The sequence below is a fragment of the Rhizobium sp. SL86 genome (assembly GCF_026672545.1).
GTDB lineage: Bacteria > Pseudomonadota > Alphaproteobacteria > Rhizobiales > Rhizobiaceae > Neorhizobium.
The window spans coordinates 1,633,304-1,648,962 of sequence record NZ_JAPPRJ010000001.1 but is presented as its reverse complement, the minus strand read 5'-3'; the positions used below and the strand labels follow the sequence as shown (position 1 = coordinate 1,648,962).

Annotated in this window: 13 protein-coding genes; 3 read left to right on the top strand and 10 right to left on the bottom strand. The window is 62.4% G+C overall.

Annotated features, from left to right (window positions below; translation table 11 throughout):
• Positions 1-8: 8 nt before the first annotated feature.
• Positions 9-1,004 (top strand): P1 family peptidase, encoded by a 996-nt coding sequence (locus OU993_RS08235; RefSeq protein ID WP_268156081.1) that lies wholly within the window; start codon positions 9-11, stop codon positions 1,002-1,004.
• Between the two features lie 6 nt (positions 1,005-1,010).
• On the opposite strand, the gene OU993_RS08230 is transcribed toward OU993_RS08235, so the two are convergent.
• The gene (locus tag OU993_RS08230; protein ID WP_268156079.1) at positions 1,011-2,375 is read right to left on the bottom strand and encodes an APC family permease; all 1,365 of its coding nucleotides are present in this window, start codon (positions 2,373-2,375) and stop codon (positions 1,011-1,013) included.
• Positions 2,376-2,632: 257 nt separating this feature from the next.
• Here OU993_RS08230 and OU993_RS08225 point away from each other — a divergent pair, with 257 nt between their 5' ends.
• Positions 2,633-4,324, top strand: a complete 1,692-nt coding sequence (locus OU993_RS08225) for a catalase (protein ID WP_268156077.1) — start codon at positions 2,633-2,635, stop codon at positions 4,322-4,324.
• Between the two features lie 325 nt (positions 4,325-4,649).
• Here the strand turns inward: OU993_RS08225 and arsK are convergent, their stop codons facing one another.
• The 7 genes from arsK to OU993_RS08190 form a co-directional block, all read right to left on the bottom strand.
• The gene (gene arsK, locus OU993_RS08220) at positions 4,650-5,855 is read right to left on the bottom strand and encodes an arsenite efflux MFS transporter ArsK (protein WP_268156075.1); all 1,206 of its coding nucleotides are present in this window, start codon (positions 5,853-5,855) and stop codon (positions 4,650-4,652) included.
• A complete protein-coding gene (gene arsH / locus OU993_RS08215) occupies positions 5,852-6,601 on the bottom strand; it encodes an arsenical resistance protein ArsH (RefSeq protein ID WP_268156074.1) in 750 nt (249 codons plus the stop codon). Before arsH ends, arsK begins: the two co-directional genes overlap by 4 nt.
• Entirely contained in the window at positions 6,576-6,998 is a 423-nt protein-coding gene (gene arsC, locus OU993_RS08210; RefSeq protein ID WP_268156073.1) for an arsenate reductase (glutaredoxin), read from the bottom strand. The genes arsH and arsC overlap by 26 nt, the downstream gene beginning before the upstream one ends.
• A 3-nt stretch (positions 6,999-7,001) precedes the next feature.
• Positions 7,002-8,060, bottom strand: a complete 1,059-nt coding sequence (arsB, locus tag OU993_RS08205) for an ACR3 family arsenite efflux transporter (protein WP_268156071.1) — start codon at positions 8,058-8,060, stop codon at positions 7,002-7,004.
• Between the two features lie 2 nt (positions 8,061-8,062).
• Positions 8,063-8,590 (bottom strand): arsenate reductase ArsC, encoded by a 528-nt coding sequence (locus tag OU993_RS08200; RefSeq protein ID WP_268156069.1) that lies wholly within the window; start codon positions 8,588-8,590, stop codon positions 8,063-8,065.
• A 12-nt stretch (positions 8,591-8,602) separates the two neighbouring features.
• Positions 8,603-8,944, bottom strand: a complete 342-nt coding sequence (locus OU993_RS08195; protein WP_268156067.1) for an ArsR/SmtB family transcription factor — start codon at positions 8,942-8,944, stop codon at positions 8,603-8,605.
• Positions 8,945-9,068: 124 nt separating this feature from the next.
• Positions 9,069-9,575 carry a ferritin-like domain-containing protein gene (locus tag OU993_RS08190; RefSeq protein WP_268156065.1) on the bottom strand — a complete coding sequence of 169 codons (507 nt, stop codon included), beginning with the start codon at positions 9,573-9,575 and terminating at the stop codon, positions 9,069-9,071.
• Positions 9,576-9,784: 209 nt separating this feature from the next.
• Between OU993_RS08190 and OU993_RS08185 the strand changes: the two genes are divergently transcribed.
• Positions 9,785-10,777: a crotonase/enoyl-CoA hydratase family protein gene (locus OU993_RS08185; RefSeq protein WP_268156063.1), complete on the top strand. Its 993-nt coding sequence runs from the start codon at positions 9,785-9,787 to the stop codon at positions 10,775-10,777.
• Positions 10,778-10,780: 3 nt separating this feature from the next.
• Here the strand turns inward: OU993_RS08185 and OU993_RS08180 are convergent, their stop codons facing one another.
• A complete protein-coding gene (locus OU993_RS08180; RefSeq protein ID WP_268156061.1) occupies positions 10,781-13,291 on the bottom strand; it encodes a hybrid sensor histidine kinase/response regulator in 2,511 nt (836 codons plus the stop codon).
• The gene (locus tag OU993_RS08175; RefSeq protein WP_268156060.1) at positions 13,288-15,438 is read right to left on the bottom strand and encodes a two-component system response regulator; all 2,151 of its coding nucleotides are present in this window, start codon (positions 15,436-15,438) and stop codon (positions 13,288-13,290) included. Before OU993_RS08175 ends, OU993_RS08180 begins: the two co-directional genes overlap by 4 nt.
• Between the last annotated feature and the right edge of the window lie 221 nt (positions 15,439-15,659).

Sequence of the window (15,659 nt, the reverse complement as noted above, 5' to 3'; positions counted from 1 at the left end):
ACGCCCCCATGACCGACCGCCTCAACCTGCTGACCGACATTGAGGGCGTCAGCGTTGGCCATGCGACGGATCTGGCGTTGGGATCCGGCGTGACGGTTGTGGTCTTCGATGAGCCGGCGATCGCGTCGGGCAGCGTGCTGGGGGGCGCGCCGGGCGGGCGCGATACCGCCCTTCTCGATCCGGCGATGACCGTGGACAAGGTCGATGCGCTGGTGCTTTCCGGTGGCTCCGCCTTCGGGCTCGATGCGGCGGGCGGCGTGCAGGCGGGATTGCGCGCGATCGGCCGCGGCCTTGAGGTCGGCTCGACCAAGGTGCCGATCGTGCCGCAGGCGATCCTGATGGATCTTCTGAACGGCGGCAACAAGGATTGGGGTCTCTATTCCCCCTATCGCGAGATGGGCTACGAGGCCTTCAGAGCTGCGTCCAAGGGCGAATTCGCGCTCGGAACCGTCGGCGCCGGGACGGGGGCCACCACCGCGACCGTCAAGGGTGGCCTGGGGTCCGCGAGCGCCCTCTCCTCCAGAGGGCATCGCATCGCGGCGCTGGTGGCGGTCAATGCGCTCGGTTCGGCAACGGTGGGCGATGGGCCGCATTTCTGGGCAGCACCCTTTGAAGAGCATGCTGAGTTCGGCGGTCTCGGCCTGCCAGCAGCATTCACTGCCGGCGATACATCGCTCAGATTGAAGGGCGTGAACCTGAAGGCGACGACCATCGGGCTTGTGGTGACCGATGCACGGCTCACCAAGGCGCAGGCGCATCGCCTCTCGATCATGGCGCAGGACGGTTTGGCGCGCGCCGTGCTGCCCGCTCATCTTCCGGCCGATGGCGATACCGTGTTTGCCGCCGCGACCGGAAAGACCGCCCTCGATGATCCGATGGATTTCATGGAACTCTGCCACCTGGCGACGCTGACCTTTGCCCGCGCCGCAGCACGCGGGGTTTATGAGGCGACCACGCTCCCTGTCGCCGGTGCGCAAGCCTGCTGGCGCGACCGGCACGGCTAAGACCGCTCAGGCTGGTGCCGCGATACCCTTCATCACCCGCACCGTCACGAACCAGAGCACCACGCCGACCGCCAGCAGAATGCCGGCAATGCTGTACTGCACCGGATCGCGACCGGTCCAGGGACCGGCGAGGAAGGCGCAGGTGACGGCCCCCAGAACCGGCACCACGGTTGGCGTGCGGAAATGTTTGTGCTCCACCTTATCCTTGCGCAGCACGAGAACGGCGATATTGACGATGGTGAAGACACAGAGCAGAAGCAGAGCCGTGGTGCCGCCGAGCGCCGGCACGCCTCCGACGAAGGTGATCAGCCCGACCGCGATCACCGTGGTGAACAGGATCGCGACATAGGGCGTGCGGCGGCCGGGATGGACGGCTCCCAACAGCGGCGGCAGCACGTTTTCCTTCGCCATGCCGTAGATCAGCCGGCTTGCCATCATCATGTTGATCAGCGCCGAATTAGCGACCGCAAACATGGTGATGATGCCAAAAATGCCGATGGGGAAACCGGGCGCACCGGCCTGCACCACCTTCAGAAGCGGTGTTTCGCCCTCGCCGAGTTCTGCGGCGGGAACGAGCGTGATCGCCGAAATCGACACCAGCACATAGATGAGACCGGTCAGCACAAGGCCGCCGAGCAGGACCTTTGGGAAGATGCGGCTCGGGTCCTTGCATTCCTCGGCCATATTGACCGAATCCTCGAAGCCGACCATGGCGAAAAAGGCGAGCGTGGTGGCGGCAATCACCGGCCAGAACATGCCCCCGCCTTCCGGCGGCTGGAAGGTAAAGGCGCGTGAGACATCGCCCTCGCCACCCCAGATCGCCCAGAAACCGATGCCGATGATCAGAAGCAGGCCGCTCAGTTCCACGACGGTCAGCACCACATTGACCATGACGCTTTCACCGACGCCGCGGAAATTGACGATGGCGACGAGCGCAATGAAGGCGAGTGCCACACCGGTCACGAGAAAACCGCCATCCGCCATGCCGGTCGCGGCAACGAAATTGGCGGCAAAGGCGCGCGAGGCGGTGGAGGCCGAGGTGATCCCGGAGGACATGACCGCGAATGCCACCAGGAAGGTGAGAAAATGCACGCCGAAGGCCTTGTGGGTGTAAAGTGCTGCCCCGGCCGCCTTCGGATATTTCGTTACCAGTTCCAGATAGCTGAAGGCGGTGAGCAGCGCGACGACGAAGGCCACGAGAAAGGGCAGCCAGACAACACCGCCGACTTCCGCCGCCACCTGGCCGGTCAGTGCATAGATGCCGGTGCCGAGAATATCGCCGACGATGAACAGAAGAAGCAGGCCCGGCCCCATAACCCGCTTCAGCTCATGGCCCGATCCGGTTTGGCTCTTCCCCAGATGCTCTGCCATGCGTGTTTCCGACTGTTGGTCTGACATGACCCCTCCCCCGATGTGGTGGCATTGAACGTGGCTGAACCCGCCTCGGTTCCTTCTTCTTCCTCACCCCTTGCTGAAAATCGAGGAGGGGCTGGAACGCTCGCTTGCGCCACAAGTTAACCGGTCACGGCCCGGTATGCGTTTGCGACGCATGTCCCCGGGACCAAACTCTCTCCAGACGACAGCCAGACGAGAAAGGGACGGACATGGACGAGAACAAACGAGGCAACATGCCGACAGGTACGAGCGACCAGACGCTGACAAATCGGCAGGGCCATCCGGTTGTCAACAACCAGTCGATGCGCACCGTTGGCGCGCGCGGTCCGGCGACGCTGGAAAACTATCAGTTCCTGGAAAAGATCACCCATTTCGACCGCGAACGCATTCCGGAACGCGTGGTGCATGCGCGCGGCTTCGTCTGTTACGGCGAGTTCGAGGCGACCGGCAAGATCGGCGAGGAACCGGCTTCGACCTATACGCGCGCCAAGCTGTTCCAGCAGGCGGGCAAAAAGACGCCGCTCGCCATCCGTTTCTCGACCGTCATCGGCGGACGCGATTCCTCCGAAGTGGCGCGCGACCCACGCGGTTTTGCGGTGAAGTTCTATACCGAAGATGGCAACTGGGATCTGGTGGGCAACAATCTCGCCGTCTTCTTCATCCGAGATGCGATCAAGTTCCCGGACGTCATCCATTCGCTGAAGCCCGACCCGGTGACCTTCCGTCAGGAGCCGAACCGTATTTTTGACTTCATGAGCCAGACGCCGGAGAGCATGCACATGCTCACCCACCTGTTTTCGCCGCGCGGCATTCCGGCAAGCTATCGCCACATGGAGGGTTTTGGCGTCAACACCTACAAGATGGTGAACGACAAGGGCGAGACCGTCTTGGTGAAATACCACTTCCATCCGCGCGCCGGACTGGCCAGCCTGACGGCAGAGGAAGCTGCGAAGGTCCAGGGCCAGGACTTCGGCTCTGCCTCAAAGGACCTGTTCACCGCGATCGAACACGGCGATTACCCGCAATGGGACATGTTCGTGCAGATCATGGAGGATCACGACCATCCGGAACTCGACTGGGACCCGCTGGACGACACGAAGATCTGGCCGGAACACCAGTTTCCGCTGCGCCACATCGGCACCATGACGCTGAACCGCAATGTCGAGGATTTCTTCAACGAAAACGAACAGATCGCCATGGGCACCGGCGTGCTGGTGGACGGGCTCGACTTCTCCGACGACAAGATGCTGGTGGGCCGCACCTTCTCCTATTCCGACACGCAGCGTTACCGCGTCGGCACGAACTATCTTCAGCTGCCGGTGAACCAGGCGAAGAACGCCCAGGTGGCGACCAATCTCTCCGGCGGGCAGATGAGTTTCCAGCGCGACCTTGCCCCCGGCCAGAATCCGCATGTGAACTACGAACCCTCGATCCATGACGGGCTTTCCGAAAACCCGCGCGAGGAGCCGAACCGCCCGCCGGAAATTCGCGGGCCGCTGACGCGCGCCGTGCTGGAGCGGCGCAATGATTACGCGCAGGCACGCGGTCGCTTCTGCACCATGATGGATTGGGAGCGCGACGACCTGATCACCAATATGGGCGATCTCCTCTCGCAATGTCAGCGCGACGTGCAGGAACGCATGGTGTGGCACTTCTTCCTGGTGCATGACGACTATGGCCGCCGGGTCGGCGAAAAGCTCGGCATTTCGGCAGAGGATGTTAAGGGGCTGGGACCGCTGCCGAAACAGGTGCTGACCGACGACGACCAGAAGCGGCTACAGCAGCTTGGCAGGAACGGCGACGTGATCGATCCGTCGATCTGGGGCCAGTGGACAAGTTCGGTGAAGAACCACAAGGCGACGGCCGAAGAAGTGCTGATGGGCAAGCTGCCCAGCGCCCGACCGATAGACCAGGCCGCGGAATAAGTCGGTTGCCGCGTGTCCCCTTCTTCCCGCGGCAGAGCTAAGGCATATCAGAGAAAACCCCCCTCTGCCCTGCCGGGCATCTCCCCCACAAGGGGGGAGACACGTTGCAGGAACCGCCTGGGCCTCGATCGGCTCCGGCGGATCGGCTGGGCTAAGCCCTCCCCCTTGTGGGGAGGGTTGGGAGGGGTCTTATTTCAAATTCATAGGCTTGCCGCCCGCGGGGAGACGGTGGCCGCCAGGCCGGATGAGGGGCGCTGATGCTGATGTGTTAGCGGCTCAGCCTCTCTCAACGCAGGCGGGAAGAGGAGGAGCATGTCTATCTCACTCATGCCGGCTGCAGCGCCACGCGTCCCAGCCGCGCCAGTGCCAGGAAAAACAGAAGTGCGACAAGACCGAGGCCGATCAGCGACCACAGCACCATGTCCGGTCCCGTGCGTTCCAGAATGACGGCAAGGCCGAAGGGCGAAAGTGCCGAGGCGGCCAGCCTGACAAGCGTCAGCTGGCCCTGGCGGGCGCCATAACCTTCGCTGCCGAAAAGGGCGAGCGGCAGCGTGCCGAAGACGATGCTGGAGAGGCCCGAGCCGAAACCGAAGACGATGGCAAACAGCATGGCGCCGGGCACGAAAGGATAGGTGAGCGTCAGCACCAGGATGCCGAGTGGCGCGAAGACGGCCGTCAGCACGGCAAGCTGGAGAGCCCCGAGATTCTTGCCGAAGATCATGTTGGTGAAGCGGCTGAGAACCTGCGCCGGACCGAACAGGGTTGCGACCAGAACCGCCGTGCCTCCGAGGCCGAGCCCGGTCAGCACCGGCACCATGTGGAACAACAGCGCGGTGTTGACGAAGGAGAGCAGCCCCATGCCGATGAGCATCAGGGCAAAACCCTGTTGCCGGTAGGCGGCAGGCAGCAGCCCGGTGACGACCTGGGCGCTGCCCGAGGCGCTTTCATCCGCCCGCCGTCCGCCGCGGCCATAAAGGCTGAGCCAGGCATGCAGCGGCAGGCAGAGCACGAGGTTGAGGGCGGCAAACACGAGATAGACCTGCTGCCAGGACAGATGCGTGTGCAGAACCGTCGTGACCGGCCAGAAGATGGTGGAAGCGAAACCGGCAATCAGCGTGAGATAGGTAATGCTGCGTTTGGCCTCGCGCGGGCGGATTTCCACCAGAAGCGCGAAGGCCGCGCCATATTGCACGAGATTGGAGGAGAGTTCCGTCAGCAGGAGACCGGCAATGAAGACGCCGCGATGAGGCGCGACGGCGCAGATGATCAGCGACAGGGCCGCCGCCAGCGAACCAAGCGTCATGACCCGCCCGGCACCGAAACGATCCATCAGCCGGCCGGCAAAGGGTGCGACCAGCCCCGACACGAACAACGAGGCGGACAGAAGACCGAACACCCAGTCGACGCTCCAGCCGAAATCCCGCGCCATATCAGGCGCGAGAATGCTGAAGCTGTAATAGAGCGTGCCGTAACCGATGATCTGGGTAAGCCCCAGCGAGACAATGGCGGCGACCGGGGGACGGGATGTCATAGGGATTTCAGCTGTACACGGGCTTCGAGTTTATCAGCTGTTTCCTTGCGCTCGCTGTAACGGTCGGTCAAGTAAGCGGAGGCATCGCGCGTCAACCAGGTGAACTTCACCAGTTCCTCGCAGACATCCACCACCCGCTCGTAATAGGAGGATGGTTTCATGCGGCCGTTTTCGTCGAACTCCTGAAAGGCCTTCGCGACGGAGGACTGGTTGGGAATGGTGATCATCCGCATCCAGCGGCCGAGCACGCGCATCTGGTTGAGCGCGTTGAAGGATTGCGAGCCGCCGGAGACCTGCATGATGGCGAGCGTCTTGCCCTGGGTGGGGCGGATGGAGCCGACGGACAGGGGAATCCAGTCGATCTGCGTCTTCAGGATGCCGGTCATCGCGCCGTGGCGTTCGGGGCTGACCCAGACCTGCCCCTCGGACCATTGCGACAGGTCGCGAAGTTCCTGCACCTTCGGATGGCTGACCGGTTCGGCATCGGGAAGCGGCAGGCCCTTCGGATCGAAGAAACGTACCTCGCAGCCAAGTTCGGTCAGAAGCCGCCCGGCCTCCTCTGCCAGGAGCCGGCTATAGGAGATCGTCCGGAGCGACCCGTAGAGGATCAAGATGCGCGGCTTGTGCGTGGAAAAGGCAGGGCGCAGCGCGGCAAGATCGATCGGCCGCAGGTGGCGGGAATCGAGTGCCGGCAGATCGGCACCCGTCTCAAGGGGGGTATCAGCCAAGGCGTTTGCCCTCCGCATCCAGAACCTGCTCGCCATCCTCCTTGACGAAGGGACCCGTGAACGTCTCCGGCAGGATCTCCAGCACCAGTTCGGACGGGCGCGACAGCCGTGTGCCGAGCGGGGTCACCACGAAGGGGCGGTTGATCAGGATCGGGTGTTCGAGCATGGCGTCGAGGAGCTGGTCGTCGCTCAGCGACGGATTGTCGAGACCGAGTTCGGCAAAGGGCGTGCCCTTTTCACGGATCGCCTCGCGCACGGACAGTCCGGCATCGGCAATCATCGTCTTCAGGGTGTCGCGCGAGGGCGGGGTCTGCAGATATTCGATCACGGTGGGTTCGATGCCCGCGTGGCGGATCAGCGCCAGCGTGTTGCGCGAGGTGCCGCAGGCGGGATTGTGGTAGATGGTGACGTCCATGGGTCAGGCTTTCGTTTCGGTTGCGGCGGCACGCACGGAGGCGCCGGCTTCGTACCAGGTCTTGCTGCGGTTCACGATCCAGACGACGGAGAGCATGACGGGCACTTCGATCAGCACGCCGACAACAGTGGCAAGCGCTGCCCCCGACTGGAAACCGAACAGGCTGATGGCGGCCGCCACCGCAAGCTCGAAGAAGTTGGACGCGCCGATCAGTGCGGAGGGACCGGCCACACAATGGGCCTCGCCGGTGGCGCGGTTCAGCAGATAGGCGAGGCCGGAATTGAAGTAGACCTGGATCAGGATCGGCACGGCAAGCAGCGCGATCACCATGGGCTGCGCGATGATCTGTTCGCCCTGGAACCCGAAGAGCAGAACGAGCGTGGTCAGCAGCGCCACGAGCGAGGCGGGCTGCAGGATCTTCAGGAGATCTTCGAGCGCCCGTTCGCCGCCGGAAGCCAGCAACTGGCGGCGGATCAGCTGTGCGGCAATGACCGGCAGCACGATGTAGAGCACGACCGAGAGGATTAGCGTATCCCACGGCACCGTGATGGCCGACAGGCCGAGCAGCAGGCCAACGATCGGCGCAAACGCCACCACCATGATCGCATCATTGAGCGCCACCTGGGAGAGCGTGAAATGTGGCTCGCCCTTCGTCAGGTTCGACCAGACGAAAACCATGGCCGTGCAGGGGGCGGCGGCGAGAATGATCAACCCGGCGATATAGCTGTCGATCTGGTCTGCCGGCAGCAGCGGGCGAAACAGCCAGCCGATGAACAGCCAGCCGAGCAGCGCCATGGAAAACGGCTTGATCGCCCAGTTGATAAAGAGCGTGACGCCGATGCCACGCCAGTGGCGGCTGACCTGCCCCAAGGCTGCAAAATCGATCTTGATGAGCATGGGAATGATCATCAGCCAGATCAGCACGGCCACCGGCAGGTTGACCTTGGCCACCTCCAGCGCTGCGATGGCATGGAAGACACCGGGCAGTGCATAGCCCAGCGATACGCCGACGAGGATGCACAGGAAGACCCAGACCGTGAGATAACGTTCGAAGGTGGACATGATCACGCGACCTCGGGTGTGGGACGGGTCGCGGCACCGGACTTGCCGATCTCGTCCAGACGCTTCTGCAGCGAAAGCTTGTCGAGACTGGTCATCGGCAGGCTCACGAAGATCGAGATGCGGTTGTTGAGCATGCGGTAGGCATCGGCAAAGGCGAAATGCCGCTCGGCCTCCGTCCCTTCGGCTGCGGCAGGATCCGGCACGCCCCAATGAGCGGTCATCGGTTGTCCCGGCCAGACCGGGCAGGCTTCGGCGGCGGCGTTGTCGCAAACGGTGAAGACGAAATCCAGCTCAGGCGCGCCGGGCGCGGCAAACTCGTCCCAGTTCTTCGACCGGGCAAAGCTCGTATCGTAGTTCATGCCCTTCAGCAGTTCCAGCGTGTAGGGATGAACCTCACCCTTCGGCTGCGAGCCGGCGGAATAGGCCTTGAACTTGCCCTGGCCAAGCCGGTTGAGGATGGCTTCCGCGATGATGGAGCGGGCGGAATTGCCGGTGCAGAGAAACAGGACATTATAGACGCGGTCGGTCATGGATGGCTCTCCTTAGGTGGCGGGAACACAGCATTCGGCAACGGAAACGGCAGGCAGGCAGATTTCGGGACGGCCGGCACAGCAGTCTTCCATCAGGAAGCGGATGAGATCGGCGAGATGGTCATAGGCGGCGGTGTAGATGATCGAGCGGGATTCGCGCGTCGCCGTGACCATGCCGACCCGCTCCAGTTCCTTCAGGTGGAAGGAGACGTTCGACGGCGAGACACCGACCGCTTCGGCAACCGCACCGGCGGCCATGCCGTCCGGACCGGATACCACCAGCATGCGGACGATCTTCAGTCGTGTCTCCTGCGACAGCGCTCCAAACAGATCGACAGCGTGTTTCTCGTCCATATTTCTATATTCCTTGAAATGTTGAATCGTCAAATACAACAAAGCCCCGGGCCGCGCAAGAGGCGGTCCGGGGCTTGATCTGAACATCGCGAAAATATCGGCTACCCGAAGCGGGCGGGCGGGATCAGACCTTGGCCGACGCCCCCGCCTCCTTGAGCGAGGCGAACTTCATCGTCAGGCTGCGCAGGTTGTTTTCGATCCAGCGCGCCATGGATTCTTCTTCCTCGAGATTAGCCTTCAGCCCGGACATCGCTTCCGGGAACCCCCCGAGTTCTGCCACCGTCATCAACGACTTGTAGGCGGCGATCTCGTAGTTTTCGAAGGCGAAGTTGGCGAAGGAATTCTTGACGATCTCGTCCGGAGCCATCGTATGGCCAAGCGCCGCCATCGAACCGCCCATGGAGAGCGCCATGTCCTTCATCGTGGAGGGGCTTTCCGACAGGCCCGACAGGATCGTTTCGAGCCGATCGATCTGGCCTTCCGTCTCGCGGATGTGACGTTCCAGCATGTCGGCCACCTCCGGATAGTTCTCGATGCGGGACACCTGCGGCTTCATGATCGAAAGCGCCTGGTTTTCCATCGCATGGGCGTTCTTCAATCCCGTGACGAAAATGCTGCGTGCGTCTGCCATCTTAATCTCCTGGTTCGCGTGCCGTGTTGGCTTGTTCACTAACAGGCAGGCATCCGAAGAGTTCCGAAGGGTACAATTCCGCGCAGATCGCGGCGACGACGGGATCAATCAATCGTTAACCACGTTTATTAAGCAAACTTAAGGATTGGTTAATCCGGCACTTCGCAGACCGGAACGTTCTGATAAGGTGTCGGCTACGAGGCAACGGGATGACGGCAATGACAGACGTGACGGCGCAGGATTATCGTGACCATCAGGTGCCTTGGCACTCGCCCGAGATCGAACCGACGGACGCCAAGGGGAACCGCCAGACAGCCCCCCTTCCGCTGGAGTTGCGGTTTCCGGCAACCACCTACGACAATCTCAGTCTCCGGCTCGACCCGGCCATGCGCACGCTGTGGTACTTCATGAACCCGGTCGAGGCGCCGAGTTATACGCCGGGCCTGCTGGCCGATCTCAGCCGCCTGCGCGGCGAGATACAGGCGCTCGTGAACGGTGCAGAGGGTGAGCAACCGCTGCTTTACCTGGTCAACGGCTCGAAGATGCCCGGCATCTTCAACCTCGGCGGCGATCTTGGTTATTTCGGCAAGCATATCCGCGCACGCGATCGCGAGGGATTGCGCCGCTACGCCCGTGACTGCGTCGATCTGGTCTATTCTTCCTCGATGAGCCTGGACCTGCCGATCGTGCTGATCTCGCTGGTGCAGGGGGACGCACTCGGCGGCGGTTTCGAGGCCGCCATGGCCTCCGACATCATCATTGCCGAAAAGAGCGCGAAGTTCGGCCTGCCGGAAATCCTGTTCAATCTGTTTCCCGGCATGGGCGCCTACAGCTTCCTGTCGCGACGGCTTGACCCGACACGCGCCACCAAGATGATCATGGGCGGCCAGATCTACAGCGCCGACGATCTACACCAGATGGGCCTGGTGGACGTGGTGGTCGAAGATGGCGAGGGCGAAACCGCCGTGCGCGAGTTCGTGGCACGCCATTCGCGCAAGCACATGATCTACCGGACGCTGCGTGAGGTGAAGCGGCGCGTGAACCCCTTGACGCACCAGGAACTGATCGATGTCGTCGACCTGTGGGTCGAGGCGGCGATGCTGCTTGAGGATGCGGATCTGCGCAAGATCGACCGCCTGCGCGTGGCGCAGATCAAGCGTATGGAAGCAGGCAGGGCGGGCACGAAGGCCGATATCGGTTAACGGTCACGAGGCCCGGCGCAGGTCGAGTTCCGACCGGAAGCGCTCGAACTCGTCGCGCAGATGGTGGACATGGCGTTCGCCTTCTGCAGCGAGCTGCGGATCGTTGATCTCCCGCCATTCCAGGCACATCTGGTAGATCCGCATGGCGCCGACATTCGCCGCGGCGCTGCGCAGCGCGTGGGCGGAATTGCGGAAACCATGCACGTCCTCCTCTGCAACAGCTGCGGCCAGCGCATTGAGCGCCGACACCGAATCATCCGCGAACTGGTTGAGGAGCGTATCGACGAATTCCGTTCCGCCGAGCTTCTCGAGCGCGCTGCAGGTGGACGGATCGATCACCGGATGGTCCGCAACCGGCTCTTCACTGACAAGCACCGGGGTCTGCGGGTAGACCGTAGCCGCCTCCGGCTGAGCGGCATCGGCCAGAGCGGCGGCGATCACCTCCAGCAAGGCGCGCGGTTCGATCGGCTTTGTCACACAGGCCGTCATACCGGCATCCATGCAGCGCTGATGCGCTTCGCCGGTCGCATCCGCCGTGACGGCAATGATCGGGATCTTCCGGCTTCCGAGCGAGGCGAAATTGTAGAACTTCGTGGCCTCGATGCCGTTCATCACCGGCATGTTCACGTCCATCAGCACCAGATCGAGGTCACCCTTCAGCATACGCTCGACCGCGGCTTCGCCATTGTCCACCGTTTCGTGCTGATGACCGGCCATTTCCAGGATCTTGCCGAGCACCATCTGGTTCGTCTTGTTGTCGTCGGCAATGAGGATGCGCCAGCTGACAGAGGAGGGCGCGGGAAGAATCGCATCTTCCGGAACCGTGCTGCCGCCCGTTGTCAGTGCCGAAATATTGGAAAGACACTCCGTGCCACTCCCACCCGCCGTGCAGAAGAACAGGTCACGCATGGCAGGTGCCAGTCGCACGGCCTCGTCATGCCGGTCGAACAACACGAGCACCGGTTCGTCGCGACGTTCGAAGTGAGACAAAAGAGACCGGGCCAGCTGGCTTGGAGACGGTCCGGGAGCCTGAGTATCGATGAAGACGACCGGTCGACGGCCGGTCTGAACGTTCAGCGCACGCAAGGCTTCGACTGCCTCCGCCACCGTGCCCACCGTAGTGGCAAAGGGCTGCAACGGCTGCGGCAGGCTACGACGTTCGCCAAACAGGACAAAAGGCAACATCTCGACGATCGGCAGATCCGCGTCCACCACCTCGGTCGGCAGGTGGAAATAGAAGGTGCTTCCTTCGCCCGGCGCGCTGCGCACACCGATATCGCCGCCCATGGCCCGCACCAGCTGCTTGACGATCGCCAGACCGAGGCCGGTCCCGCCGAAACGATCCATGATCGTGCCATCGGCCTGGGTGAAGCGCTCGAAGATGCGCGCATGCGCCGTTTCATCGATGCCGATACCCGTATCGGCGACTTCGAAGCGCAGGAGATCGCTGCCCTGTGACCGGTCGAAGGCAACCTCGATCCGCACATGACCAGTTTCGGTAAATTTGACCGCGTTGCTTGCAAGATTGAGCAGGATTTCCTCAAGATGCCGCCGATCAGCCATGACGAAGCGAGGTGTACCGCTTGCCATGTGAAGGGCGATCCGCAGCCCCTTTTTCTCCGCATTCACGCCGATCATCGCCCTGACATCGCCGAGCAGCAGCGGCAGATCGACTTTCTGCGGGATGACACTTGTCTGGCCCGCCTCGATCTTCGACAGATCGAGGACCGCCTCGATCAACGACAGAAGCGAACGACCGGAACGGCCGATGGTACGCACCATGTCGCGCTGATCGGGCTTAAGCTGCATCTGGACGAGAAGATCACTCAGCGCAATGACGGCATTGAGCGGCGTGCGCAGTTCATGGCTCATGCTGGCGAGAAACAGGCTCTTGGCCTGGCTTGCCTCCTCCGCCTCCCGCTTGGCCTGCGAAAGCTTGCGGATGAGCTTGGAGGAATAGGCGGGAATGACGATCAGCGCACCGATCAGTCCCAGCGAAACCATCGGCTGTTCCTGCCAGAAGGGTGTCGTGTGATAGACCACAAGGAATGCCGCCACGGCCGTAACGGTGGCGACCGTCAGGTAGAAGACCCCGAAACGGAAACCGTTGCCGAGCACCGCCCAGAAATAGACGAGGAACATGGCAGCGCCCGCCTCGCCGCTGGCATGCAGGCCATACGAAAACATGCTGATATCGGCGAAGATCCCGGCAATCCGCCGGATCGGCGAAACGCCCGGAACCAGCAGGATATGGATGAAGACGCCGGCGGCAAACAGCTCGAACAGAAAAACCGGCAGGGCCGCGACGGCCAGCGCCGCCGCCGCTGCTTCCGAGCCGAGCGCCTGGGCAATCACCAGATAGATCAGGATCGTCGAGGAAATCAGCAGCCGATTGGCCGTCAGCTCGTGTTCGGTATCCGGCCGCTCCTTGAGGAGGGCACGCATGTCGCGCACCGATGCCCAGAACGGCCGGGCAAACAGGCGGTGGAAAGGGAAGGGACGCAGCTTGGTCATGCACTTTTCTCAAGAACGGGGCCAGAGCGGACGAGCGCGATCAGATCCTGCGCCGGCATGGGGCGCCCATAGAGGTAACCCTGCATCACGTCGCAGCCGTCAGCCATCAGAAGTTTGGCCTGCGCCTCTGTCTCGACACCTTCGGCAACCACCGTCAGGCCGAGACTGTGGCCGAGATGGGCCACCGTACGCACGATCGTGTGGTCGCTCGGATCAGTGACCATGTTGCGCACGAAGGTCTGGTCGATCTTGATGCGGTCGATGGGGAACTGCTTGATATAGTTCAGTGAGGAATAACCGGTGCCGAAGTCGTCGATCGAGATGCCGACGCCGAGGTCCGAGAGCTGGCGAAGCACAGAGATGACCGATTCCGTCTTCTCCATGACGATGTTTTCGGTGATCTCGAGATCAAGGCATTTCGGATCGAGACCAGTGGCATCAAGCGCCTTCAGGACCAATGCCGCCACGTTGACACGGCGGAACTGCACCGGCGACAGGTTGATGCCGATCCTCAGATGCCCGAGCCCCAGGCGATGCCAGGACTTCGCCTCGCGGCAGGCCTCGTGGATGACCCATTCATTGATCGGCACGATCAGGCCGTTCTCTTCCGCCCGCAGCAGGAACTCGCCGGGGGAGACCAGGCCGCGACCCGGCTCGTTCCAGCGCAGCAGCGCTTCCGCACCGATCACGGCACCGGTCTTGGCGGAAATCTGCGGCTGATAATACAGCACAAACTGCTTCTGCTCGATGGCGGTGCGCAGACGGCTGTCGAGAACCGCGTTGTTGCGGATGCGATCGGCCATGTTGGTTTCATAGAGACGGAACTGGTTGCCGCCGGAATCCTTGGCCTGCTGCACGGCAAGATCGGCATTGCGCAGGAGCTGCGTCACCTCGGTACCATCGGTCGGATAGAAGGTGACCCCGACGCTGGCGCTGCAGGCGGCCTCCCGCTCGGAAAGGCGCACCGGAAAACCGATGGCATCCAGGATACGCTGCGCCATGTCGCTGGCCGTCGTCTTATTCGGGCCAAGAGCCTGCAGAAGGGCAAACTCGTCAGCGCCAAGCCGCGCCACCATGTCTTCCGCACCCGCGAGCGCCTGCAGACGAAGGGCGATCTCCTGCAGGAAGGCGTCACCGGCCTCCTGTCCCATCAGATCGTTGATGCTCTTGAATTCGTCGATATCGATGAAATGCAGGGCAAATGCCCGGTCGCCGCGCCGGGCACGCGCCACTTCGCGGCGAAGACGGTCGTGCAGGAAGGTGCGGTTGGGCAGATTGGTCAGCCCGTCATGCCGGGCGGCATGCAGCAGATGTTCTTCGGCGCGCTTGCGGTCAGTGATATCGAGCGCACTGGTGAGCACGCCGACAATGACATCATCCGCATCCTTCAACGGTGTCTTCGTCGTCAGGAACACCCGCTTTTCGCCGGAGGCGTTCGTCAGCGTGCGCTCAAAACTCTTCAGCGCCTCGCCACCGCGCATAACCTTCCGGTCGAGCGTGCGGTTCGGCCCGGCAAGATCGGCATCAACCAGCACGTCGCTCGACTTGCCGACGAGCTCGGCCGGATCGAGCCCGAGGAACTGGCCGGCAAAGGCATTGGCAAACAGGATGCGGCCATTGCTGTCCGAGGCGCTCACGATGGCCGGAACGGTATCGATGACCTGGGCAAGGCGCTCGCTGGAATCCCTGAGCGCCGCCTCGCGAGACTGCTCACTCGTCGCAAGCTCTTCCGCCAGCGTGTGGGCGCGGGATTCCAGAAGCAGCTGCTGTTTGCGCAACTTCAGAAGATTGCGGGCGCGGACAACGAATTCCTGATGATCGACCGGGCTCTGCAGAAAATCGGTCGCCCCGGCCTCCAGCGCGCGCATGCGAAAGCTGCGCTCCTCATAGACGGTGATGACCATGACCGGGATTTCCGAAAAACCCGGCAGGGTGCGCAGGGCCCGGATGAAGGCTTCGCCATCCATCACCGGCATCTTGTAGTCCGTGACGATGAGATCAGGCACGAAGCCACGCTCGAAATCCGCGATGGCGAGCGACGGATCACCGTAGATACGAATGACCACCCCATTCTCGATGGAGGACGCTAACCTCTCGAAAATGCGGCGGTTGGTCTCCTGATCGTCGAGAATCGCTATGAGCGGCATTCATATTTCCGATAACATCTCGGCACCGACACCGGCCGTATGCCGGCTACGCAGTTTGGCGGTGGCAAAATCCGACACTTTCCCACATAAATTAGCGACCGACATATTAAGAATTCGTTCCCGACCACATCGAGCGGTACATAACTGCACACTCTGCAAAGAGAGGTCGTACGAATCGGCACACGAAGGCGTCGGTTTTCATTTGCCCGGGCCCTTTTCGA